Genomic DNA, 21,144 nt, shown 5'->3' on the forward strand with positions numbered 1-21,144 from the left:
TTAGTGTCACATCCCTTATGCTTTTCATACGTTGTTACTTCGCCGTTATTGCAGGGAGCATCTCCAACATAGAGCAGGATTTTTCTGTCTGACTCAGTCAATTCACTCGCATCTTTGGCCGCAACGCCAGCGGTAATGCTTGAAAACAATACAATCGATAAAGCTGCACTTGCCATTTTGAGGCTTATCATTGCATTTCTCCAATTAAATTATGAGCCGGCTTTCCAGTCTAAACATCAGCGCTACGCACTAATTACGATAGTTGAAGGCGGAGACTTCTGCTGGTCGGCCGCCACTGGCGAGCCGCAAAATCGGGGCGCTGCTATCTTAACTGCAACCCTGCCAGCGCCTGCTGGCGTATCTCGGGTCAACGGATCTGCAAACCCGGTTACAGGGACCATCCACTTAGTCAAGCAGCAGACTGAAAAGCATGGCGGTCAAATCGAATTCAAACAGGTGGTCAGGTCAGTGCAATCACCCACCTGGGGACTTCCCTACCCCCGCCAGACCCTCAAATTTCCGTCGTCAACATGGATGAAGCCCTGGCCTGGGTACACACCCACACCGCCACCCTCAAGGTATAGGGCTAGTCGTCGGAGGTAGTCTACCGGGACGCCTGGCACCGTCAGATCGCAGGCGCCACCTCTTAGGTGGGCTGAGTGTTTTTTGCCACCCACTTTCTGGTTGGTCGACTCTTCGCGATACCCTGAAAGTACAATGATGGGTTTCGTGATTCCGTGGATTTTGAACCAGCCTTGAATCCCAGCGAGAATGTCCAAAAGCACAGGCGACATTTGCACTGCTCTGCCGGTGTGAACATCACGCATGAGCCGGCACACGGGGTCATAGCCGGACCAAATGAGTCTGCCGTTCCAATAGACCTTGTCGACCTCTTCCCATTGCCCGGGTTTGACCTCACGCTTCAGCCAGAGGCGTCTCGGCTGATCCCAGAAGGTGCTGGCGCTTGAGAGCAGTGGTGTTGAGGTGGCGGCCAAGCCGAGGGCATAGTGCAGGAATGATCGACGGTCCAAGGCAGAGCTCCACTAACAGTGAAGCGGAGTTTATCACTGCGCATATCGTATGTGTACGTGTTGAGAATTTACAGATTATGCTAGAGCTGCCTTCGAGTCGCCTCACTGATCACTACACTGCGAGCATAAAAAAACCCGGCATGAGCCGGGTTTGGTGGGTTAGTTTAAGAGCCCTCGCATGTGCTTGAGCTGCTCGTTTAAATCGCCGACCCTGTTGGGTGGATTGAAGGTTCCAAGCTTGACTTCCAGGGCCTCTAGCACTGGCTTGAGGTTCTCCGCGGCCTTGAAGCCTGGTTTGTCAGGATCCAGAGCCTGAAGCACGTTTTTCTTGGCCATCATGTTGAACCAATCAGGTTCCCAGTTCTCGCATCCAGGTAGCGCGAAGATGGTACGTTTGGAGCCCATTTCGACTGCAGACAACATGTCGATCGGCCCTTCTACGATCATGAACTCACTATCAGAGCCTTCCCAAATCCAAGGAGATTTCCCGCCATAGCGCATGGCCTTCTTCTCCCCTTCTTTGGGCTCACGCATGAGCCGGAACTCTGCAGCACAGTGCGATTGCGACCGGAACCACAATGGGCGAAATGCACAGGCTGGCGCCTTCTTTTCGGGGTTCCACAGACCCGCTTTCACCATCAGTTCCTGCCCTGCGACTTCGGTTAAGAACTCCTTGGCCTCCATAGGGTTGTTTGGGATGGTGATCAGGATGCCTCGGTTGCAAGCCTCACGGGCCACTCCCTCGGAAATCCCACGGCCAGCAAAGTACTTGAGAGCGTCTTTCGACGGATATGTGCGAGCTTCTGCTACGCGTTGCAATACGAGCGCGAGTGCACTGTCATCACGTTGGATAGCGTCCATAGGCTTGGGTGGAATGTAGTGCTTGAGCAGTTCCACATCGGCGCCCATTAGGTCCAGGCCAGCTTCACGGTGGGACTTCTCCCAGTAAAAAGCTGCTGCAGCGACTACATCACCTTGTTCGCCGCACGAGTAACACAGCCACCCACCGTTCTTCACGCTGACTTTCACCGAGTGAATGGAAGAAGCTCCACACCCGGGGTTTGGACAGATGTTGTATCGAATTGCACCTGCTGATGGTCTCGCTTTCGCACCGAGCATGTGCTCGAAGAACCAGTCGAGCGGGACATTATCTCGCACATACTCAAAGTCGACTTCATAGGCGACTCCATTAGCATCGCGCTTGTAGGGTCCATTAGTTACTGACATTTTCTGGTTCTCCAGATGAAATCTTAATGCTCTGTGATGCTTTACGCCGGCCTGTAATCCTCACCCAGCGACAGTGGCCAGCAGCCGGGCTTCATCCCAGACGTCAATGTCTAGATCCCGGGCAGCTTCGAGTTTCGAGCCCGCTGCTTCGCCAGCAACGACAAAGCTGGTTTTGCTGGAGACCTTGCTGGAAACCTTGCCTCCTGCCCCTTCGACCAGGGCCTTGGCAGCCTCTCTGCTCAGGGTGGGGAAAGTGCCGGTGAGGACGACGATCATCCCCTTCAATGAGGCCCCACCGATGGCAGTGAAGTCATTGGGTGTGGTGATCAACGCAAGTCGGTCCGCCTCAGTACCGAGTGTCGAATCCTCAAAGAATCGGGTGATGTTGGTGGCGGTACCGTCCCCCACATCGGCGGTGGCCAGCAGTTGCGCGTACGTCGCGGCCCGGAATGCTGACCAGGACCCGAATTGCGCCGCCAGCGCTTTGCTTGTGGCCTCGCCCACGCCCTCGATCCCCAGCGAGAAGATGAAACGTGGGAGGTCGGGCGACATCGAGCCTTCAATGCCCGCGATGAGGTTTTTTGCGGAGACCGGCCCAAAACCGGGCAGCGCTGCAACGGCCTTGTCGTTCAGGCTGTACAAATCAGATGGCATGCTGATCAGGCCGGCGGAGATCAGGGTTGAGACCGACTTGTCGCCCAGGTTGTCGATGTTCATCCCCAGTCGAGATGCGAAATGAGCGAGTTTGCCCTGCTTCTGTGCCGGACATTTGATTCCACCAGGGCAATGCAGCTCCACGGCGCCCTGCAGGCGCACCAGATGACTACCACACGAAGGGCACGCCGACGGCATCACATAGCGGGAGAGGAGTTCATCGCCGGCCGAGGGCACTGTACGGACGATCTCCGGTACCACATCCCCCGCTCGACGAACGATGACCTTACTACCTACCCTGATGCCCTTGGCCTCGATCTGATCGGCGTTATGGAGAGTGGCACTGGAGACAACGACGCCACCGACTCGCACTGGCTTGATCTTCGCCACAGGGGTAGCAGGACCAGTCCGGCCGATCTGCACCACGATGTCTTCGACGACGGAGACGGCCTCTTCTGCCGGGTATTTGAACGCGATGGCGAACCGTGGCGTTCGATTGTTCCAACCCAGCTGCTCCTGGTCAGCAAGAGAGTTGACCTTGAAGACGACGCCGTCGATAGCGACCGGGAGATTGGAGCGATTCGAACCTACCTCATCGAAGAATGCCTTGATGCCTTCCCAGCCACGGACAACGGCCGTTTGCGGTGCCACGCTAAAGCCGAGAGCCCTCAGGCCTTCGATGATCTCCGATTGTTTGGTTGCCTTGAACGCAGCCGTGCCGTCGAGCTCCTGGGCACCATAGGCGTAGAACGACAGACGCCTGGAGGCAGTTACTTTCGGGTCTAGCTGGCGCATGCTGCCGGCTGCGCCGTTGCGGGGGTTGGCGAGGGTCTTCAAGCCCTGGCTCTTGAGGCGCTCATTCACGATCTCAAAATCGCTATTGAGTATGACAACCTCGCCACGAACCTCCAGATCAATGGCCGCTGGTAGGGTTAGGGGCAAGTTCAGGATGGTTTTGGCCTGTGCCGTTACATCCTCACCGGTCGTTCCATCCCCGCGGGTGACTGCGCGAACCAGAACGCCAGCCAAGTATCGAGCCGAAAGCGCTAAGCCGTCGTACTTCAGTTCAGCGGTGAACTCGATGTCGGCCGGCTGTGAAAGCTCATCCACCACAGAGCTTGCAAACGCCCGGGCCTCTTCCTCGTTCATGGCGTCCTTGAGCGACAGCATTGGCACATCGTGCTGTGCTTGGACGAACTCCTCCAGAACCCGGCCACCGACCCGCTGCGTTGGTGAGTCGGCGGTAGCCAGATCTGGATGCGTTGCTTCCAGTTGCTCCAGTTCACGAAACAGAAGGTTGAATTCTCCGTCCGGGATCGTCGGGGCATCGAGTCGGTGGTACGCATCCATGTGTCCAGCGACCTCTGCACGGAGTTGAAGAAGGCGTTGCTCAACCTGGGCGAATTCAGACATGGTTTTTCCACTGGCAGGATAGGTGTGTGCATGATAATAAATCTGCCAGTATTATGCGTACATGTTTATTTTTTAGTGCGCCAAATCGTGCTGGTGGCATGCCGGCCAGGAGTGAGTTGCATCATGTTTTCGAACCTTCACCTCTACCGGATCACTGAGCCCTGGCGCTTGTCTACGGCCGAACTTGCGAAACGGCTGGAAAAAAAGGCCTTCACCCCCTGTTCGGGTAGCGTCACCAAAACCCAGGGGTGGGTGGAGCCCCGTGTGGGCGGTGGTCTCGTGCTGGAGGTGCAGAAGCAGATCCTGCTGAATCTGTGTTTTGAAGAAAAGAAAGTCCCAGAGCCGGTGTTGCAGCGACACGTGGCAAAGAAGGCGGCCAAGATGCTATCCGAGAAGGGCTACAAGCCCAGCCGTGACCAGCTGAAGGCGATGAAGGACGAAGCGTTTATCGAACTTCTGCCCAGGGCATTCGAGTCACAGAGCACGGAGAAGGTGTGGATTGATACCGCGGCTGGGCTAATCGGCATTGACTGTGGCTCACCGGCGAAAGCCGATGATGTCGTCACTCAAATCCATGATGCCATCGATATACCCGCATCACTGATTCGAACCTCGATGGACCCCTCCTCTGCGATGGCCACCTGGTTGATGAACAACGAGTCTCCCGACGAATTCACGGTCGACCGCGAGGTCAACCTGCAGGGGCTGGACCTTGAAAAATCCAAGGTCGGCTACGCCTCGATCAGCCTGGAGCGCGAAGAGATCCGACAGCACTTGCTCGAAGGTCGGCGCCCCGTACGGCTGGCCATGACATTCAATGAAGAGGTGTCCTTCATCCTGACCGACAAGTCGACCCTCAAGCGCATCGTATTCCTGGAGAGCGTGAACAAAGAAATTCCCGATGAGGAGGATGAAGAAGCTGCCTTTGGCGCGATGTTCGTGACTTACGTCGGCGTGCTGTCAAAGCTCGTGCCCGCACTCATGGAAGCTCTGGGCGGTGAGGAGTCCGCACAAGGGTAATCAGATCTGTAGTCGCGTGATGTGCATTACCGGGTACTAGGCGAACGCAAGGCTTAGCCACTCACCCCGGGAGAATGACCATGAAACTGATTATCGATACCGATGTTTGCAAACGCAAAGTTCAAGCTCTGTCGCTTGAGCTCGCTCTGTTCATCAGCGCGTGCTGCAATCGCTTGAAACTGATCGTTGAGATTGCTGTGATGCTGGCTAAGGCCGGTTATTTCAGGATGTTCTTTTCGCAGATCTACACCACCAGCAACATCGATGTAGACGGCTTCCGTAACGTGTTCGAGCTCGAAGGGTATCCCAGCGTCACGCCTGGCCATGTGCGTTTGCACTATCGCCAGACGGTAAACGGTCACGAGAAGGCTCGCACCAGCATGCTGGTTACTGTGCAGGAATGGGATGCAGTGGCCCGCCGTGTGGCATTCGGTTCTGGGCGCTTGGCTCAAGCTGATTAACGTTTTACAGCACCCGGCCTCACCTGAGGCCGGGTTTTTTATTACTCGCCGTACAGCGCGTCCCACGCCTCTTGGACTGCTTCGTCCGAGGCGTCTCTGAGCTCATCCAGGCTGACGTCCGCATACCCGCTGGCATGCAGCAGAGCGTCGGCGTCTGACGGTGAAAGCCCTCGGCAGATTCTGTGAATTTCTTCGCACCGGCCATAGTTCCACGCCTCATAAACCTGTGCGTTCCAGGTGATGCCCTTTTCGATGTGCTCGACCAGGTCCCGGGTCATGACATAGCGCCCCTGGAAGTAGATGCAGGAATTCAACGCGCAAGCTGATAGTTCGCCCAGGCCTTCTCCCCGACGCTTCGCAATCTCCAAATCAGCCCAGGAGCTCAGGTTGAGTTTGAAGCCTGGCTCCCAAGCAATGGTGGTCAGTTCGGTTTTCATAGTTTCTCCCGAAGCCCGGCGCGATGCCGGGCTCGATCATGTCAGTGGACGGTGCCAGGGGCTTGTTGTTTGTAGATCTTCTGCAACCTGGCCTCGGCAAGCTTCGCGATCTCAGGCTGCGCACGGAGGCGGATGGTATCCAGGGCCAGCATGGCGCTGATGTCGCCGGTGATCGACGTGAAGGTGGCATCTGGTGAGCAGCCATCGTCCAGAACGGACTCTGCTTCTGCAGAAGCCACAACGAACGTAGGTACCGATTCGACTTTGAAGGCCTTGAACAGATTGGGGTTGATCTCCCACGGCACGCCGGCCTTATTCACTTCCAGCGCAGCCTGTTTGGTCTGCATCTGGGAGCCGTTCTTGAACCCTCTCACGACCATGACGGCACCGGTTTCGCGGGCTTGTTGCGCCAGTCGCTCAAGCTTGTCCTTGGGCATCGAGAACGACACGAAGATGATGAAGTCGTTCGCGCCATGGCCACCCTTGTTCCCGTCCTTGGCAGCGTTGAATCGCGCAATGACGTCGTCGAGCGACTCGGTTTTGGTGGGAGGTGGCGCGTCGATGACCGGTACAGTGGCCTTGAACGTGCCCGCCTTCACTGGGTCAATCTTCCCGTTCAGAGCGGCACTACGAGATGCCGCCTGCTCCTGCATGATCTTCTGGATAGCTTCGTTGGAAGGCATTTCCAGCTGCTGGGACACGGCAGGCCCGGCGAAGAAGCTAGTTGCTAAGAGTAGCGCCGCCGCAGCAGTCGCGTTTACGGAAAATGCCATAGCCAAAGTCCTTGTATCCTGGGAGAGGGAACTCAGTGTTCGATTCGGTCAAAATGGTCGACCGCCCGATAGGAGAGCAGCACTTGCCTGCGATTTTTGCGGTCTCAGGCTTGGGGTAGAGGCGAGTCAGCTTGTACTGCCGCTTGTCCATGATGATCTGCGGGTAGTAGCCGCACATGGCGTCACCCCCCATTGCTGCCCACTGGGTGCCAGCAGCGTGCAGTTTTGCGAGGATGCGCGTGGTTTGCAGCCTGGCGGTTTGCTCCATGCTCAGGTGGGCCTCGTTACGGCCGGTCAACGGGTACATGTGGCCGTACGAGCCGGCGGCCCAGAAGATCGTCGACAGCGGGAAGCCTGCAGACGCTGCAACGGCATCGGCGGACATGGCCCCGATCGCCAGCATGCTCCCGAAGGGGAACGCGTAGGGGGTCAGGATGCCGGCGAGCTCGTCATCGTTGTGGGTGGGGTCCGCGAACGACATCCAGGGCACGTCGATACCGCGGTTGTCCATGCACGTGTCATCCAGGATGGCGCCCATCACATACATGGCCGGGTTGATATAGAAGTTGACCTGCATGAACGAGTCGCGGGTGCTGCCGATGCCGCTGCTCTGATCGTCAGAGATGTAGCCGAAGGCATCTGCGTTCACGCCTACGTTGACCTTCACCCCACCAAGCAAGGGGAAGCATCCCGGTACCGTGGTAACGTCGGTCATCATGTCGAACTCCCAGAACGAGGTGGGAATGCCGACCTTGGGCGGGTTGTCGCACGTGCAGAATGCGCTTTTGTTGCCACTGTCGAAGTCTTCCTGGCCATCGGAGATGAGCTCCGTCGAACCGAAAAGCTTGATCGGGAACATGCAGGACCAGCAGACGTCCGAGATCAGGTTCGGGAATTTACCGGTGCACACGCCTTCTTCAGCAGAGCTGACCGTACTGAGCAGGGTCGTTGCGACAAAGCCCAGGGCCATAAGCAGTTTTTTCATAGCTTCAACTCCTCGATCTGGAGTTCCCTACCCTTTTGGGTCAGGACCGCGGGAACGCGCTCGATCCCGAATTTCTTCGTGAGAATGCCCATCTGGTCGAAGTAGACCGGGCGCCCCCACTCCCGATCGAGCTTCAGGAACGAACCTGCGACCAGTACAACTTTGTCCCGGGGGTGCTCGTCGGTTCGCTTCTTGGCGTACTGCAGCTGCTTGGGATCGCGGGCGTCGATGAAGATGATCGCTTTGCTCAGGGTGATGTGGTCCAGCGGATTGATGCGAGTGCCCGCCGGCACCAGGATGTTGCCCAAATGGTCTTTGACGGTTTCAGGGTACGTGTAGGTCGGGTCGTACATCCTGATCTGTGGCTCAACGACGGGGCCAATGCCGGGTAATGGCTTGGGGTTTTCGGCTCCGGCCAACTGCTTGTCGCGGTAGTCGTTCCAGAACTTGTCGAGTTCGCCTTTCTTGTCCATCGCTCTCAACCGACCTTGGATCATGTCGATTGCATCCTGCTCCTGGATCTCCCAGGTGTTTCCGTACTTGCCGAGCTCTTCGGCATGAAGGGTGGATGACGCGAGGTAGAGGGCGGTAAAGAAAGCGGATACGCATAAGCGGCGTAGCTTCATCACAACTCCAATGAGAATGCCCAGCCCGGGGCTCTTGATGATCGGGAGATCAAAAACCAACGTGGCCATCGAAATGGCCACGTGGAGAAGACTGTCGGAGGGGATCAGGAGCCGCCGTTGAGCCAGGCTTCCAGACGTTCGGCCGATACCAGGCCCGGCATTTTCCGCCCGTCTTCGCTCACCATCGCAGGGGTGCCCTGGAAGCCGATGCTTTCGGCCAGCGCGATGTTGCGCTCGATTGGGTTGTCGCAATTCTTCGCTGGCGGCTGGGTCCCTTGCGCCAACGCTTCCCATGCAGCAGCACGGCCAGCTTCAGGCAGGCACCAGACCGACTCAGCTTTGGCACGAGCCTGCGGGTGCAGCGACTCCAGCGGATACATGAAGGTGTAAATGGTCACGTTGTCCAACTTGCTGAGGACCTCGGTTTCCAGCTTCTTGCAGTACGGGCAATCCGGGTCGGAGAACAGGTAGAGCTTCCGGGAGCCATCGCCCTTCACGCGGGTGAACGCATCGGCCAGCGGAAACTTCGAGACGTCGATTTTTTCGGCGGCAGCACGCTTGGGCGCCGTCAGGTCCTTGCGGGTCTGCATGTCGTAGATGCTGCCGAACATCAGGTAGCGACCGGAGGAATCGGTGTAGGCAATGTTCTTGCCCATGGTGATCTCGTAGATGCCGTCGATCGGCGCTCGCTCCACGTTGGTGAAGTTGGTGGAGGGGTATTTGCTCTTGAGCGTGTTGATCACGGTCATGATCTCGATGTCAGCGGCAGCTGCTGGCGCTGCAACGGCTGCTGGAGCGGCTGCTGCAGGGGCCTGAGCCGCCTCTGCTGCGGGCGCAGGGGCCTGGGCGAATGCAGCCAGCGAGCAACTGGCGAGAGCGATAGCAACAGCGAGCTTTTTCATCGTCAACCTCAGAATTGGAAATGATGCAGATAGATTATGTGTACGTGTGAACATATACTAACAATACCGACAACGCGTGACTATACGCAGCCAGTATTAAATGAGAGTTATGGAAACCGTGCAGCCGCCATCTCACCCGTTGCAGCAACTGCACCAGGCCTATCGCGTCATCAACGAGCGCTTCTTTTCTGGGGCATTGCCTGGCTGTGAAATCAGATTTTCGACACGGCTAGGATCCGATGGCCACTATCGGCCTGGCGCTCTTCCGAGTGGTGAGCTCTGTCCGGCCCTCGACCTGATCGCTATTGGGGCGCACCTATCGAGCAGCAAGATGATCGAATCGCTGGCGCATCAAGCCTGTCATCAGTATCGCCAGCATGCCGGGCAGCCCCCGCGGCGGGCATATCACGACCAGGTCTGGGCCGATAAGATGGTTGAAATCGGCCTGCAACCGTCCAGTACCGGTCTGCCGGGTGGTCGAATGACCGGGCAAAAGGTGTCGCACTACCTGGTTGAGAACGGGGGAATGAGTCTCCTCATTCGTGAGCTGCTCGATCAAGGTCTGGACATCACACTCGCTGCAGCGGTCGGTCCGGGCGGCGGGCGCCGAGGTGCGAGAAAACAAGCCTGGGCACGAACGAAATACACGTGCGCGGGCTGCAAAAAATCTGTCCTTGGTGGTGACCAGTACAACCTGGTGTGTGGTGATTGCCAGCTGCCTCTAGCGCCAGAACTCGCCTCTGGAGGGGGCCTCGAAAGCGAAACGCCCTCGACGGGTGGACTGCTACATCCTGCACCCGGTTCCCGGACCCAGTCGGCGGCATAAAAAAACCCTCGAACCATTGGTTCGAGGGTGTCGGTGTAGCAGTTAAGCTGTGCTGGTGAGTCGCAAGAACTCGGCCGACTACGTGCGCCGAGGTGCCTCCGTTACGTTGTCTGCCGGAACTGGAATGCCGTAGTGCTCGGCATCGTGATACAGCGTCGAGTTGGGGTTGAGGAACGACAGATCATCTACGACCCAGCGACCACCATTGCTCCCCCCTGCGAGGTAACAGCATTTGGTGCCGGCAGGTACGTCAACCTGGTAAACGGTGCGGCCTACCTTGAATTCGACTGAAGCGGCGTTGATGGTCTTGCCCAGTTTTGCGACAGGGGTGCGGGTGCTCATGTGTATCTCCTGAAAGGCGTTTTTTGCTGGCAGATCAATAAGTGAACAAGTCACCCGCCGAACCATTGCCGTTGTTGAACTTCGTACCGCGAGGCACCTCGAACCAGCTGTAGCCGTTGAAAACCTCTAACTTCCCGTCACACACACGGGCTTTGAAGTAGCGCTCACCCAGCTGCGGGTGGTAGGCGTAGATACCCGCCCCCTTCAACAGGTGATCCTGAATCTTGTTGCGTGCTTGAACTGCGGTGAGAGTGGCCATCGCCTGCTCCATACATGTGAGGTGCCGGGGCACCGTGCCGCCATCAGGCGTTGAACTTGCCTAGGGAGATGCGTTTCATGCCCGCGTAAATCCACAAGAAAAAACCCGGCGCTTGGCCGGGTTGGATGGAGCGTTTTTAAGCGTGTAGCTGGTAGCTACCCGTTACCTTGGTGCCGCGCATGGCGCTGTAGTAATTGACGCGTTCGATAAAGGGGATGGCCTTCAACGCGGTTGAACAGAAGCCATGCGTCGAACGAATGGTTTCCAGCGTGTCTCCGGTTGATAGCTCCCAGAGGAAGATGGTGCCCCCATTGGCATGAACTGCTGCTTTGCGGGTGATCTGGGCGCCTTTCATCAATCGCGAGGCTTCGATGATGGGATGCATGCCGCCACCCGTCACTTAGCTTTTGCGTTGGCGACGAACGATTCGAGCTCCTTGACGGTCGACCCGAAATTAACCTTCTCGCACAGCACTTCGATCTCTTGGGTTGACAGGGGGGGGAGCTGACCGGCGTTGCTTGCGATATCAAGCAGGCCGGGAACTGCAGACGCACCACTCCGGAGAAACTCCTGGTAGTGGCGAAGTGCGGCGAGCATCGTACCTTGCTCACGGTCACCGATCAGAACTGCAGTTTGAGTGGCTTGGATTTTCTGGGACATGCTGATCTCCTGGATAAAGCAGGTCTTGCGATGACCTGGTCCATGGAGATGTTGAGCATCGAGCAATAAAGTGGAGGGAGGTATGAGTGGCAGCGGGTGAGAGCGGTGGAGACCGTGATCTCGACTAGGCCGGCGATCGGCCCGCGGGGCAAAGGCAAGCGTCAGTGCTTAAGTTAAGTAGGTGCCAAGAATCGAAACAGGACCATGGCTAAAGAAAAGCTGATCACCCGAATATCCGAGATCGCTGAATCACTCAACGAGCGCCAGCGTGCCTACCTCATTGTGGCGTATGACGAAGACCAGCGAGCCGAGGAAGTGAACTCCGGGCCAGGCTCCGCCCCGGCAAGTCAATGGCGGTGGCTGGAGTATGGTCCTGACGGACGGGTTCGAAAGATGACGTACGATGGCCCGTTACGATACGCACTCGCTGAAATGAAGCTGGTCGGTCATGGCGCCGGCTCAACGTGGCACTCCCTAGAAAACCGAGGATTGTTGAGCACAGATCACCGGCCGATAGGCATGGGCGACTTGCTCTCTCTATTTGTCAGGCTCACAACTGACGGCAGGAGGGTAGCCAGGGTGCTCAAAGGCCTGCCAATGCAGAAGCCTAAAATTGACGCGGCCAGCAAGCCGATGTCGCTTACTGGCCTGCGCATTCTGCACCAGGGACAACAGCAGCCCACTGAGTACCTCGATCCGTTCGAACCATGGATCGGGCGAAGCTACTATCCCCCTCCCCTGGTCGTGCTTGGCATCGCCCGTGGACTAGCGAACAAGGGGCTTCTGGTAGCTGATAGGCGAAAACTCAGCTTCAAAATCTCCGCTGCGGGCTTGGCTGTCGCGATCGAGGAGGCTGAAAACTGGAAGCCGTTCGCCCGGCCGGCATATGGTGAGCCAGGCTGGATCGAGGATGTATTGAGCAAAGTGCGGTCATAGCTTGCTAATGCCTGGCGCTGATCATTGGCAAACGGCTCGACAGATTTACGAATCAGATTATGGGCTGCTCCATCAGCGTCTATGAGTGCAGGAGCGCCATTTCACTCACCTTGACCGGAGCCGCCGTCTTCAGCAGGCTGATGCTGTACCGTCATTGGGAGCAGTACCGCCAGCAGCTTCCACACTATGATTGTTACTGCCACGCCAACCACGAGACCAAGGCTAGCTCGCACCAACAGTGTCCAGTCGTTGGGCCCATTCAAGAGTTCACCAGGCGCCAGCAGGGACGAAATACCCAGCAGCTCATTGAGCTCTGTCGGGTACACGAAGATGCTGCAGACTAGCACTGCCCAAAATCCGACTTCGCCGGCCGTCTTTCGCGCACGCGAATATGTTGAACTGGTCATGGTGACACCTTGCTCTGCCCTGCCTCGGCTTCGAATTCGGTAAGCGTCTTGGCGTACATATCAGGATGCTGTTTGTCGAAGGCCGGCATATGCTCGGTTTCAACCCACTGACCGCGGACCTCGCCTTTAGCGAGCCACGGTCTCTTACTACCTGACGGCTGGGTCCACGCGCTGACGCCAATGCCGAATGACGCGATTTGTTTGGCGGTAATGAACCCTTGCTTGCGCATGAGGACCACTACTTTCAGTGCCGACTCTTTCCAGGGCGTGAGCCGCAAAGGTGATGGAACCCCTGCTGGCAGGTTTGTAACAATGGAGGGTACTCGGCAGCGCTCTGCAGGCGACCAGTCGAACATGCGTTCATCAGAGACAGCACTGCGTTCTGCGTAGAAGAGCCGATGATCAAGTCCGAACGTGTGCACATAGCCTTGCGCTGTCCATGATTCATAAGGGCAGAGTACTTTGACACCAAGCCGACGGAGCATTTTGGCTATGCCGGCACTGGCATCGGTAATTTTGCTGACGATGACCAGGCGATGATCTGGGCCCGGGCTTTCCCAAAAGTCGTCCCCGTGATTGGGCAGTATCTGGTCGGCGACTTTGGCATTCAGCGAAAGCTTCGCCTCGACGCCAATTTGTCGGCCATCGTCGTGCACCACCAGCACATCGAATCCCGCCGCTTCGGGGTAACACGTCCACCCCGGGATCTGGTTGAACTCTTTGATGAACACCTCGCAGAGCGTCGACTCTTTGCTGATGGTTGGAGGCTTTTCCCGGCTGATGGGCTGCATGCTGAGCTCGGCATGCTCCCGACGCTGCTGCTGTTGCTGGGAGAGTATGGTGGCCATCATTGTCCCTCTTGGATGGATGCAGGTGTTGGCCACCTGCAAGGTCCGGATTGCGAATTCGGTGGTTATGAGAGCCTGGTGAGCTCAATCAGCGAGCGTTGCTCGGAAGCCTGGCCAGATGTACCGGCACACCAAGACTTGAAGCGCCTTGGCCAGTGCGAGCATGGCTACGCTACACGCAACACCAGCCCAACTTTTGGCTTGCTCCGGCGCAGGCGGCCATATCTGTTGGGTAAACCACTCAGCCAACACCAGAGCTGCAATGGCCACCAGCAGCACCAGGATTGTTTTTAACTTGCCTATCCGGATTCGGAACCCTCTGGTACAGAAAAATGCGAGGAAGAAGGCTGCGGTTCCTCAGTCGCTCATTAGAGCTGCGCCGGCGGGGCCGCCGACCAACATACCCAACACGGTGCTGATGAGGTGATAACCGGCAATGAATGCCGCGAGTGCCGTGTACGGGTGCCCACCCTGAGGCTCGGAGATCTGATCGGAGTAAAACAGCTTCATGATTTGACCCTTGCTGGAGAAACAACGATTGATGGCCATCGGTGAGGTCAGGTCATACTGACTCACCCAATAACGCGTATCTATACGTCGAATGATTTTGAATGCTCGGTTTGAGTTTGTCTATTCCGATACTGTCAGTATCCTGCGGGCCATGATGGGTGCGTATCCGGTGAGCATTGTGGTGGGAATCTCCCGAAATGTCGGGCTTGCTACCCACTGAACGCTGCGCCGGAGAAATTTATAGTTTCGTGTTGCAATGGCGCGATGTTCTGTGTTTAATAGGCCTCATGTAGGCGATCAAGCCTCAACCGACCCAATCTCCTGAAAGGCTGGGAAAATCAACCGAAAGGTTGAACTTGCGACCACAAGGCCCGCTACTTCGTAGTGGGCCTTGTGGTTTCTGGCGTTCGTGTATCGGGCGCGTCTCTCCCGCCGGGCCTGAGTGTTATAACGCGAACACATACGTCGCTTGTATTGTAAATGATATCCTGTGCGGGTTGGTCATGCGGCCGACCATTAGTCCCCTTTAGGAGCACAGGATATGAGCATGAGCGAGAAGCAAGTCAGGGCGGAGGTCAACGGTGTCGGGGTGGGTTCTCTCTCGATGGAGAAGTACCAAGAGATGCGAAACCGCGTGCGGCGAGATCCTCGGACGTACGTCAAAGCCCTGATCGTTGTGATGAGCGCTTTGACTCGAACTCTGCGGGGAGCTGTTGCAGCCCTGCCAGCGGCCGTTATGGGCGTGGTGCTGCTTGCGGTCTTGTTGGAGCCCGAAGCATTCACCAGTACCCTCGCAGCATTGCAGACTGCTAGCCCTGCCGACATCACCGCGGCGCTGACCAGAATCATTGAGCTGGCGCGGTACGTGCTTGCTCCCCTGATCGGCCTCGTCGCATTGGTCTCGGCCTTCCGTGAAGTGCGGGATGCCTACCATGAGGATATTTGCCGCGAAGTCCGCATCGCCTTGAATGCGTCAGCCGTTGGCCACGTGTGCCTCAGCGTGTGCGACGTGGAGGCCGAGGCCCCTCAGTCCGCGTAAGCGTCTGCTGCCCTTTGGGCGGAGGTGATCACGCCTCTGCCTAGCCCCACTTACTCCCCCTGTTCTGTGCCTTTGGTGGTCTGCCGCCACAGCTTCCAGGACTCATAAAGCCTCTCGGCCGACACGGGCTGTGCAAAGCCCATCCACTCCGCCACCAGGGCCGGCGTTTCCCCTCTTTCGAACAGCTCAGCCGCAAAGGTATTACGCAGGGTCTGCGGGCTCGCTCGATGCTCAGGATCGCGAATGGCCTTCACCCCGGACTCGACGATCACGGCCTCGGTGATGCGGTTCACCGTCGACGGGTTGATCGCGGTGATTGTCCGACCGTTCTTGATCACTGGCGTGATGTCGCTGGGAAACACCAGGTCACCTTCGGTACCGGCCTGCAGGCGGATGTGCAGCCAGGTGGCCAGGGCCCGGGCGGCATAGTCGAATGGCTTGGTCCGGTGTTCAAACTTCGAATCCGCATAGGAAAGGGTGATCCACGGGGCGGCCTGTGGGGTGATGCAATTAACAGTCAGGCCAACAATGTCCTGCACCTTGAGACCAGCCCCTACACATAGGCCCACCATGGCCCGGTCCCGCGCCTCGCGCCAGCGGCCCCGATCGTTTTGCGCCGTCAACGGCGCCACCAGGTGCTTGGCAAGCAACTCAGCCTCCTGGGGCCGCAGAAAGCTCGTAGGGAGGTTGCCGTCAACATCCTTCCATTTGACCCCTTCAGCCCTCAATGCCTGCGCCGCGGGGTTCAGGAAGCCTGGCGCTTCCCTTTCCTTGAAGAGGTCGGCCAATACGCGCTGGATGAGCTTACGGTACCGGTCGCGTTGTGGCCTATTGTTCACTCGCTTTTCGTTCTTCTCGATCTCCGGGGTTAGGCTATCGAGGAAGTCTGAAACATCGCTTGCATCCACTTCGTCTAATTTGATGCTTTTTTGCTCAATCCAGTCGACGAATCGGCCCCATTGCGCTCGGTACACCTCCGCGGATGACACTCGGATGCGGGCAGAGGTGCCCCTGCCCGCCTGCTGGCTGATCCAGTGGTCAAATGTCTCCTTGGGCCGTTCATTCCAAGAAGGATTGTCAGGTTTGAAGAGGTCTTCAGTAGCGCTCATGGGCGACTCCGCTGGTACAGGATGGACGGGAGCTAGGTCGGCCTGCTTTGACTGTTAATTGCATGTCCGTGGAGTGTAGTGGAGAACATTTGTACTCGTCTGGTTTTTTCACTGTCAGAATGGGGTCAAGCGCTGGCGCCGGGAGCGCGGGCAGAGATTGACGGGCGGCTTAAAGCGCACAGAACAAGGGAGGGGGTATTCGTGTGTGTTTCACATCCCTGATGGCAAGTTCAACTACTTTCAGGGATCCACCATGACCAACGCGCTGCTCTCCGGCTTCATTGATTTGCTGAAAACTGCCTCCCACGTGCAGCTGATGCTGCCTGGGCTCACCACGCTTTCCACTGCGGAGATTGAAGAAACTGATTCAAGCATCACTCAGGTTCGCCTGCTGTGGGGACAGAACTGCGAGACCCTGTTGTCGCCAGCCGTAATCGCGGCCGGTCAATGGGACGGTGATACGTTCAACTGCTCCGATAACTACGGTCGGCCTGTGAAACTGCAGATGCTGGCAATGACAACGCTCAAGCCCGCGGCCGCTACGTCCAGCGAGCTCGACCGCTTGTTGCGCGATGTGCTGGTCGAAGGCCTCAGCCGACAAAAGTCGGAAGGCACGCCCATGCGCAATGCGCTGCAGGTCGCTGTCTGGGAAGGTGCAAGTTCGGTGCGGCGGTTGTTGTTCCCGCAGATGCTGGAAACGCTCTCCCATCTCCAGGACGTTATCCTCAATGCGATCATACAGGGGGGGTGGGACTGGGACTTGATGCCGCAACTGCGTAATCAAGTAACAGCTGCACTCGCGGCCGATTACGGTACCGAGGTCACTTGGAGCCCGGATAACCTATACGACAACCTTGATAGCGGTGAGATCCTGGATTACTTCTCGGATCTCCGGAAACGCACAGATAACCTTGACGACGAATCTGAGCTTGTGTGGCGAGTCCTGGTCTTGGCGGTCAACCTGCTGGAGAAAAAACAGCTCCATGAGCTGCTCCAGGGGCTACGCCGGCGACTGGAGAACACTAACGACGACATGCGGGAGCTGTGCCCGTTGCCGATTGACGACTTGCTGCGACTGATCGCAGACCCTGAGGCTGCTGCCAAGGGGGCTTAACGCTCCACCCTGCCCCGACCACGTGTCGGGGCTTTTCTTTGGGAAAAAGAAAACCGCCAGCCCGTAGGCCAGCGGTGGGTGGAGCGTTGAGTGGGGCTATGCCGATTGCAACACATAGCGTTTCTGCGGGATAAGCACGGTCTCTTCGACGACGTTCAGGCTCAGCAGGCTGATGAAGGTCGCTCGAATGTCGTCACAGGCACGATCAAATGCCTCGACAACCTCAACACGGCTCGCAAGCTGGTCCAGGGACCATTCCTGGAAATCCTCGTCCTGGTCAATCGCTTGGCCAGTTACACGAAGGGTTTTAGGTGGATGCTGGAAGTTGCGCCGACCGGATTCTCCTTCAGCGCCACAGCGGCCACAGCGATTATCACCCTCGGTGCAGGCTTGGTAGTTACGCTGAGAGCAGCTTCGGCAGTAAGACTGATAACCCGTGTATTCCCAGCTGCTTTTTGCGAGCACAAGGTAACCACTCGATCGACCGTTGCTGCCGATTGTGAACTCACCGTCCATTTCGGCGACAAAGTCCTCGATCACCAACTGCAGATCGTCCCAGTAATCGACGCAGAGTAGCTCAAAGGCCTTCTCAGTCTGCTCTGGATCCAGGCCAAGGGCATGGATCTTCACGCAGTGAGCGTAGCTTGTGGAGCGATTCCAGTGGTTCATGGTGTCGTAGCGATAGTGGCCAGCCAAGAAGCTGATCATCGCTTGCCGATCGGTGCGGTCAACTGCTGCTTTTTGGAAATGTTGCATGGGGGAATCTCCTGTTGGCTGTATGACCGGAGATGTGCAACACAGGGCAGTAAACCTGAGGCAGGCGCATTGAGGGTAATGGGCCTGGGCTTCCCCAACCCGGACCACAATGGCGTTTGCCGCAGGGTTACCCATGCCGCCTTGATAAGCCCTCAACGCGGCGCAAGAGAGGTTCGAGAAGGTGGCCAGCGGATGTGGTTGGGCAGCGCAGACTCGGACTCTCCCCCCTTCTCCAGGGCTGGTAGACCCACAAAAATCAAATTACATCAAAAAGCCCTCTTTTTGACCGCATTTTTTGTGTATAAATGATGCCATAATGACGTCGTTATGGCGTCAGTGTCGGGTTTCATTAGGAGGCGTTGGTTATGGCTAGAGTCGGAATACGGGATTTGCCGGACCACATTTACGAAGCAATTTGTGAGTCAGCTGAGAAAAACAACCGCTCGATCGAGGGGGAGGTTCGAGCAATTCTGCAAACCTATGTCTCTACCTTGGAGCCTGAGCCTGCACCGAACCAGACCCTCCGGCAGATCTGGCAGAAAGGTATAGGTGATCGCCTGGACCAGCTGTTTGCACATTTGCGCAAGGACCAGGTCTTCTTCCCTGGCCACGCTCCCACACTGGCTGGTATCGCCCGCCTGATTGGTGAGGAAACCCCTGCTCACCTGCTGGATTGCCTTGATGGGATTGCTTCTCCATCTTTCGACATGCTCGATCGCGTAATAGCTTGGTCGAGCGGCTCACATGACTGGTTGGAGAGTGGTGTGGGGCCGATGTTTCCAGCGAAAAACATTGGCAGCGAGTACAGCGAGTTTTTCCTGTACGAAAGGGACAGCAAAGAGGTCACCTTCCACCTGTTGCGCGTCTGTGGAGGACGACTGGATGGAATGATTTTGTGCGTCCGGCACGATCGAGCCAAACAGGCCTATGCCACTGGCTTCATCTACGAGCACTTCAACCTGAAGCGCGGTATGGGCGCTGGAGGACATGGCAATCTGCATCGGTTCATCCGGTTTTTGAAGACGAACTGCGGGGACCGTGTCCTGAAGGCTTATCGGTATGAAGAGCCTGAGAAGAGCACCGAACCAGGCGCACATCACCCTCAGTATTATCTTCGTTTGGCCAGCGAAGCGGACTGGCTGCAAAAGTTGTTTGCAGGTGAAGATCCAGCAGACTGGCTAGAAGGGAACAGATCGGCCTGGAAAGAGATTGCCGAGTTATCGTTCGGCAACGGCAAGGTTGACTGATGACAACGATTTCTTGCCTGAATGCCCGTCTTGGTGGCTGATGCATCGCCAAGATAGCGGCGCGAATTCAGTGGTGTCGCCTAGATGTGAAAGCCTACCCGCTCGGAGCCCATTGTGCAGGATCGAGTAGGGTGAGGAATTATTTCCTCAGCCCTCTCACACCACCGTACGTGCGGTTCCGCATACGGCGGTTCAATTGATACGCTGGAGTCCCTGCACAGTGCTGCGCAGCGAGACCAGCCCCATTTTGGCGAAGTACAGCGTCGGTACCGCCTGATTCATGTGCTTGGCTGCCGAGTTCCACCAAGGGCCCCGTCCGTTAACACTCGACTTCCACGCCCGCTCAGGCCTAAGCCCAAGTGAGATGAGCTTTCGTTCACGGGTCTTCGGGGTTTTCCACTGCCGCCAGAGCAGGCAACGTAGTTTTCGACGCAGCCACCAGTCGAGTTCGTCCAACGTCCGCATGTTCGCGGTAAGCCGGAAGTAATTGGCCCAACCCCGTAGCACGGGATTTAGCACTTCGAGGGTGTGGGGCAGAGACCGTCCTCGCCCCTTGCGCAGCAAATCGCGAACTCGATCCATCAATTTTCGAAGGCTTTCAGGCGCAACTCGTACCCGTGCCTCCTCTCGGTAGATCGTGATCGCATAGCCCAGAAATTTTCGCTTCCAAGGCCGTGCCACTGCGCTTTTCTGCTCGTTGATACGTAGTTTCAGATGACCTTCCAGGAAGGTCCTGATATTCGCCATCGCCCGCCGACCTGCGCATTCACTGCCGACATAGATATTGCAGTCGTCAGCGTAGCGACAGAACTTCAACTGCCGTCTTTCCAGCTCCCGATCCAGGTCGGTCAGAAGGATATTCGACAATAGCGGGGACAGCGGCCCACCTTGAGGCGTGCCTTCGTTGCGAGGTTGGATCACGCCATCAGCCATCATCCCCGCTTCCAGGAAGCGTCGAATCAGCTTCAGAACGCGCCTGTCCTCCACCCGATAGGCGAGTCGAGCCATCAGCACATCGTGATTGACCCGATCAAAGAATTTCTCCAAATCGATATCCACCACCCAGTGCCTTCCGTCGGCTACGCACTCTTTCGCCTTGGCCACCGCATCAAGCGCACTTCTCTGTGGACGGAAGCCGTAGCTGCCATCGGAGAACGTGGGTTCGAAGATCGGTGCAGTACTTGATGGAGCGCCTGCTGAATGAGTCGATCCGCCACCGTAGGAACGCCAAGTGTTCTAACCCCGCCATTTGGCTTGGGAATTTCCACTCGACGAACCGCCCGTGGCAAGTACCGACCTTCCAGCAGTGCTGCCTTCACGCTTGACCAGTGCACCAACAGCCAGTCCTTCAGCTCCTCGACCGTCAGGCGATCAACGCCCGCTGCGCCTCGGTTCTTCAGGACGCGCTTGTACGCTCGTCGCATGTTGCTGGGTTCGACCACCCGCTCCATGAGCCGGTAGCCCCCCGATTTCGTTCGCCCAGCCGTCACCGCAACCCCCTCAGCACCTTGCGGGCTTCTTTCCGGATTCCGTCCGGCCATGGCAGGCAGGCCTCCCGTGCC

The 21,144-nt window shown here is 57.2% G+C and carries 26 protein-coding genes; 7 read left to right on the forward strand and 19 right to left on the reverse strand.

Going from position 1 to position 21,144, the window contains the following annotated elements:
• The 4 genes from PM2_RS30895 to ligA all read right to left on the reverse strand — a co-directional run.
• Positions 1 to 191, reverse strand: a 191-nt coding sequence (locus PM2_RS30895) for a hypothetical protein (protein WP_155276342.1), incomplete at its 3' end; no start/stop codon positions are given.
• 303 nt (positions 192 to 494) lie between these two features.
• On the reverse strand, positions 495 to 1,031 hold the full coding sequence (locus PM2_RS27865; RefSeq protein WP_016486952.1) for a YcbK family protein: 537 nt from the start codon (positions 1,029 to 1,031) through the stop codon (positions 495 to 497).
• Between the two features lie 159 nt (positions 1,032 to 1,190).
• On the reverse strand, positions 1,191 to 2,258 hold the full coding sequence (locus PM2_RS27870) for a toprim domain-containing protein (RefSeq protein WP_016486951.1): 1,068 nt from the start codon (positions 2,256 to 2,258) through the stop codon (positions 1,191 to 1,193).
• Positions 2,259 to 2,318: 60 nt separating this feature from the next.
• The gene (ligA, locus tag PM2_RS27875) at positions 2,319 to 4,325 is read right to left on the reverse strand and encodes an NAD-dependent DNA ligase LigA (RefSeq protein WP_016486950.1); all 2,007 of its coding nucleotides are present in this window, start codon (positions 4,323 to 4,325) and stop codon (positions 2,319 to 2,321) included.
• Positions 4,326 to 4,448: 123 nt separating this feature from the next.
• Here ligA and PM2_RS27880 point away from each other — a divergent pair, with 123 nt between their 5' ends.
• Both PM2_RS27880 and PM2_RS27885 read left to right on the forward strand, forming a co-directional pair.
• Positions 4,449 to 5,345, forward strand: coding sequence for a recombination-associated protein RdgC (locus PM2_RS27880; RefSeq protein WP_016486949.1), 897 nt, complete (start codon positions 4,449 to 4,451; stop codon positions 5,343 to 5,345).
• A gap of 80 nt (positions 5,346 to 5,425) precedes the next feature.
• Positions 5,426 to 5,806 carry a hypothetical protein gene (locus PM2_RS27885; RefSeq protein ID WP_016486948.1) on the forward strand — a complete coding sequence of 127 codons (381 nt, stop codon included), beginning with the start codon at positions 5,426 to 5,428 and terminating at the stop codon, positions 5,804 to 5,806.
• A gap of 41 nt (positions 5,807 to 5,847) precedes the next feature.
• Here PM2_RS27885 and PM2_RS27890 read toward each other — a convergent pair whose 3' ends face one another.
• Genes PM2_RS27890 through PM2_RS27910 form a run of 5 tightly spaced genes read right to left on the reverse strand, consistent with a single transcriptional unit; the run spans position 5,848 to position 9,529 of the window.
• Entirely contained in the window at positions 5,848 to 6,243 is a 396-nt protein-coding gene (locus tag PM2_RS27890) for a hypothetical protein (RefSeq protein WP_016486947.1), read from the reverse strand.
• Positions 6,244 to 6,284: 41 nt separating this feature from the next.
• Complete coding sequence (gene trbC, locus PM2_RS27895) at positions 6,285 to 7,016, reverse strand: type-F conjugative transfer system pilin assembly protein TrbC (RefSeq protein ID WP_233425966.1); 732 nt, start codon at positions 7,014 to 7,016, stop codon at positions 6,285 to 6,287.
• Positions 6,964 to 8,001, reverse strand: coding sequence for a TraU family protein (locus tag PM2_RS27900; protein ID WP_016486945.1), 1,038 nt, complete (start codon positions 7,999 to 8,001; stop codon positions 6,964 to 6,966). Before PM2_RS27900 ends, trbC begins: the two co-directional genes overlap by 53 nt.
• Positions 7,998 to 8,696: a type-F conjugative transfer system protein TraW gene (traW, locus tag PM2_RS27905; protein WP_016486944.1), complete on the reverse strand. Its 699-nt coding sequence runs from the start codon at positions 8,694 to 8,696 to the stop codon at positions 7,998 to 8,000. The genes PM2_RS27900 and traW overlap by 4 nt, the downstream gene beginning before the upstream one ends.
• A 35-nt stretch (positions 8,697 to 8,731) precedes the next feature.
• Positions 8,732 to 9,529 (reverse strand): DsbC family protein, encoded by a 798-nt coding sequence (locus tag PM2_RS27910; protein WP_016486943.1) that lies wholly within the window; start codon positions 9,527 to 9,529, stop codon positions 8,732 to 8,734.
• A 109-nt stretch (positions 9,530 to 9,638) separates the two neighbouring features.
• Between PM2_RS27910 and PM2_RS27915 the strand changes: the two genes are divergently transcribed.
• On the forward strand, positions 9,639 to 10,355 hold the full coding sequence (locus PM2_RS27915; RefSeq protein ID WP_016486942.1) for a SprT family zinc-dependent metalloprotease: 717 nt from the start codon (positions 9,639 to 9,641) through the stop codon (positions 10,353 to 10,355).
• Positions 10,356 to 10,433: 78 nt separating this feature from the next.
• On the opposite strand, the gene PM2_RS27920 is transcribed toward PM2_RS27915, so the two are convergent.
• The 4 genes from PM2_RS27920 to PM2_RS27935 form a co-directional block, all read right to left on the reverse strand.
• The gene (locus PM2_RS27920) at positions 10,434 to 10,697 is read right to left on the reverse strand and encodes a hypothetical protein (protein ID WP_016486941.1); all 264 of its coding nucleotides are present in this window, start codon (positions 10,695 to 10,697) and stop codon (positions 10,434 to 10,436) included.
• Positions 10,698 to 10,731: 34 nt separating this feature from the next.
• Positions 10,732 to 10,956 carry a hypothetical protein gene (locus PM2_RS27925; RefSeq protein ID WP_016486940.1) on the reverse strand — a complete coding sequence of 75 codons (225 nt, stop codon included), beginning with the start codon at positions 10,954 to 10,956 and terminating at the stop codon, positions 10,732 to 10,734.
• Positions 10,957 to 11,092: 136 nt separating this feature from the next.
• The gene (locus PM2_RS27930; protein ID WP_031325018.1) at positions 11,093 to 11,341 is read right to left on the reverse strand and encodes a hypothetical protein; all 249 of its coding nucleotides are present in this window, start codon (positions 11,339 to 11,341) and stop codon (positions 11,093 to 11,095) included.
• An 11-nt stretch (positions 11,342 to 11,352) separates the two neighbouring features.
• Positions 11,353 to 11,616 carry a hypothetical protein gene (locus tag PM2_RS27935; RefSeq protein ID WP_016486938.1) on the reverse strand — a complete coding sequence of 88 codons (264 nt, stop codon included), beginning with the start codon at positions 11,614 to 11,616 and terminating at the stop codon, positions 11,353 to 11,355.
• Positions 11,617 to 11,820: 204 nt separating this feature from the next.
• Here PM2_RS27935 and PM2_RS27940 point away from each other — a divergent pair, with 204 nt between their 5' ends.
• Positions 11,821 to 12,552 (forward strand): hypothetical protein, encoded by a 732-nt coding sequence (locus PM2_RS27940; RefSeq protein WP_016486937.1) that lies wholly within the window; start codon positions 11,821 to 11,823, stop codon positions 12,550 to 12,552.
• Between the two features lie 101 nt (positions 12,553 to 12,653).
• On the opposite strand, the gene PM2_RS27945 is transcribed toward PM2_RS27940, so the two are convergent.
• From PM2_RS27945 to PM2_RS27960, 3 genes are all read right to left on the reverse strand, one after another.
• Positions 12,654 to 12,959 (reverse strand): hypothetical protein, encoded by a 306-nt coding sequence (locus tag PM2_RS27945; RefSeq protein ID WP_016486936.1) that lies wholly within the window; start codon positions 12,957 to 12,959, stop codon positions 12,654 to 12,656.
• On the reverse strand, positions 12,956 to 13,810 hold the full coding sequence (locus PM2_RS27950) for a hypothetical protein (RefSeq protein ID WP_016486935.1): 855 nt from the start codon (positions 13,808 to 13,810) through the stop codon (positions 12,956 to 12,958). Before PM2_RS27950 ends, PM2_RS27945 begins: the two co-directional genes overlap by 4 nt.
• Positions 13,811 to 14,164: 354 nt before the next feature.
• On the reverse strand, positions 14,165 to 14,356 hold the full coding sequence (locus tag PM2_RS27960) for a hypothetical protein (protein ID WP_016486933.1): 192 nt from the start codon (positions 14,354 to 14,356) through the stop codon (positions 14,165 to 14,167).
• Positions 14,357 to 14,864: 508 nt separating this feature from the next.
• On the opposite strand from PM2_RS27960, the gene PM2_RS27965 reads away from it, so the two are divergent.
• Entirely contained in the window at positions 14,865 to 15,356 is a 492-nt protein-coding gene (locus PM2_RS27965) for a hypothetical protein (protein WP_169739406.1), read from the forward strand.
• A gap of 50 nt (positions 15,357 to 15,406) precedes the next feature.
• On the opposite strand, the gene PM2_RS27970 is transcribed toward PM2_RS27965, so the two are convergent.
• Complete coding sequence (locus tag PM2_RS27970; protein ID WP_016486931.1) at positions 15,407 to 16,465, reverse strand: tyrosine-type recombinase/integrase; 1,059 nt, start codon at positions 16,463 to 16,465, stop codon at positions 15,407 to 15,409.
• A gap of 253 nt (positions 16,466 to 16,718) precedes the next feature.
• Between PM2_RS27970 and PM2_RS27975 the strand changes: the two genes are divergently transcribed.
• Positions 16,719 to 17,579, forward strand: a complete 861-nt coding sequence (locus PM2_RS27975; RefSeq protein ID WP_024717773.1) for a hypothetical protein — start codon at positions 16,719 to 16,721, stop codon at positions 17,577 to 17,579.
• Between the two features lie 96 nt (positions 17,580 to 17,675).
• Here the strand turns inward: PM2_RS27975 and PM2_RS27980 are convergent, their stop codons facing one another.
• The gene (locus PM2_RS27980; RefSeq protein ID WP_016486929.1) at positions 17,676 to 18,335 is read right to left on the reverse strand and encodes a hypothetical protein; all 660 of its coding nucleotides are present in this window, start codon (positions 18,333 to 18,335) and stop codon (positions 17,676 to 17,678) included.
• A gap of 365 nt (positions 18,336 to 18,700) precedes the next feature.
• Here PM2_RS27980 and PM2_RS27985 point away from each other — a divergent pair, with 365 nt between their 5' ends.
• Positions 18,701 to 19,582 carry a FitA-like ribbon-helix-helix domain-containing protein gene (locus PM2_RS27985; protein ID WP_024717774.1) on the forward strand — a complete coding sequence of 294 codons (882 nt, stop codon included), beginning with the start codon at positions 18,701 to 18,703 and terminating at the stop codon, positions 19,580 to 19,582.
• Between the two features lie 192 nt (positions 19,583 to 19,774).
• Here the strand turns inward: PM2_RS27985 and PM2_RS27990 are convergent, their stop codons facing one another.
• Positions 19,775 to 20,752, reverse strand: a complete 978-nt coding sequence (locus PM2_RS27990; protein ID WP_232866908.1) for a group II intron reverse transcriptase/maturase — start codon at positions 20,750 to 20,752, stop codon at positions 19,775 to 19,777.
• Between the last annotated feature and the right edge of the window lie 392 nt (positions 20,753 to 21,144).

Source organism: Pseudomonas monteilii NBRC 103158 = DSM 14164 (assembly GCF_000730605.1).
Taxonomy (GTDB): domain Bacteria; phylum Pseudomonadota; class Gammaproteobacteria; order Pseudomonadales; family Pseudomonadaceae; genus Aquipseudomonas; species Aquipseudomonas monteilii.

Bases quoted from the DNA above. Each gene is read 5' to 3' on its own strand.
- PM2_RS27970 (WP_016486931.1), bottom strand. From the start codon at position 16,465: ATGAGCGCTACTGAAGACCTCTTCAAACCTGACAATCCTTCTTGGAAT.
- ligA (WP_016486950.1), bottom strand. From the start codon at position 4,325: ATGTCTGAATTCGCCCAGGTTGAGCAACGCCTTCTTCAACTCCGTGCA.
- PM2_RS27870 (WP_016486951.1), bottom strand. From the start codon at position 2,258: ATGTCAGTAACTAATGGACCCTACAAGCGCGATGCTAATGGAGTCGCC.
- trbC (WP_233425966.1), bottom strand. From the start codon at position 7,016: ATGGCATTTTCCGTAAACGCGACTGCTGCGGCGGCGCTACTCTTAGCA.
- PM2_RS27940 (WP_016486937.1), top strand. From the start codon at position 11,821: ATGGCTAAAGAAAAGCTGATCACCCGAATATCCGAGATCGCTGAATCA.
- PM2_RS27900 (WP_016486945.1), bottom strand. From the start codon at position 8,001: ATGAAAAAACTGCTTATGGCCCTGGGCTTTGTCGCAACGACCCTGCTC.
- PM2_RS27915 (WP_016486942.1), top strand. From the start codon at position 9,639: ATGGAAACCGTGCAGCCGCCATCTCACCCGTTGCAGCAACTGCACCAG.
- PM2_RS27880 (WP_016486949.1), top strand. From the start codon at position 4,449: ATGTTTTCGAACCTTCACCTCTACCGGATCACTGAGCCCTGGCGCTTG.
- PM2_RS27975 (WP_024717773.1), top strand. From the start codon at position 16,719: ATGACCAACGCGCTGCTCTCCGGCTTCATTGATTTGCTGAAAACTGCC.
- PM2_RS27925 (WP_016486940.1), bottom strand. From the start codon at position 10,956: ATGGCCACTCTCACCGCAGTTCAAGCACGCAACAAGATTCAGGATCAC.
- PM2_RS27945 (WP_016486936.1), bottom strand. From the start codon at position 12,959: ATGACCAGTTCAACATATTCGCGTGCGCGAAAGACGGCCGGCGAAGTC.
- PM2_RS27930 (WP_031325018.1), bottom strand. From the start codon at position 11,341: ATGCATCCCATCATCGAAGCCTCGCGATTGATGAAAGGCGCCCAGATC.
- traW (WP_016486944.1), bottom strand. From the start codon at position 8,696: ATGGCCACGTTGGTTTTTGATCTCCCGATCATCAAGAGCCCCGGGCTG.
- PM2_RS27950 (WP_016486935.1), bottom strand. From the start codon at position 13,810: ATGATGGCCACCATACTCTCCCAGCAACAGCAGCAGCGTCGGGAGCAT.
- PM2_RS27910 (WP_016486943.1), bottom strand. From the start codon at position 9,529: ATGAAAAAGCTCGCTGTTGCTATCGCTCTCGCCAGTTGCTCGCTGGCT.
- PM2_RS27935 (WP_016486938.1), bottom strand. From the start codon at position 11,616: ATGTCCCAGAAAATCCAAGCCACTCAAACTGCAGTTCTGATCGGTGAC.
- PM2_RS27920 (WP_016486941.1), bottom strand. From the start codon at position 10,697: ATGAGCACCCGCACCCCTGTCGCAAAACTGGGCAAGACCATCAACGCC.
- PM2_RS27985 (WP_024717774.1), top strand. From the start codon at position 18,701: ATGGCTAGAGTCGGAATACGGGATTTGCCGGACCACATTTACGAAGCA.
- PM2_RS27965 (WP_169739406.1), top strand. From the start codon at position 14,865: ATGAGCGAGAAGCAAGTCAGGGCGGAGGTCAACGGTGTCGGGGTGGGT.
- PM2_RS27960 (WP_016486933.1), bottom strand. From the start codon at position 14,356: ATGGCCATCAATCGTTGTTTCTCCAGCAAGGGTCAAATCATGAAGCTG.
- PM2_RS27890 (WP_016486947.1), bottom strand. From the start codon at position 6,243: ATGAAAACCGAACTGACCACCATTGCTTGGGAGCCAGGCTTCAAACTC.
- PM2_RS27980 (WP_016486929.1), bottom strand. From the start codon at position 18,335: ATGCAACATTTCCAAAAAGCAGCAGTTGACCGCACCGATCGGCAAGCG.
- PM2_RS27885 (WP_016486948.1), top strand. From the start codon at position 5,426: ATGAAACTGATTATCGATACCGATGTTTGCAAACGCAAAGTTCAAGCT.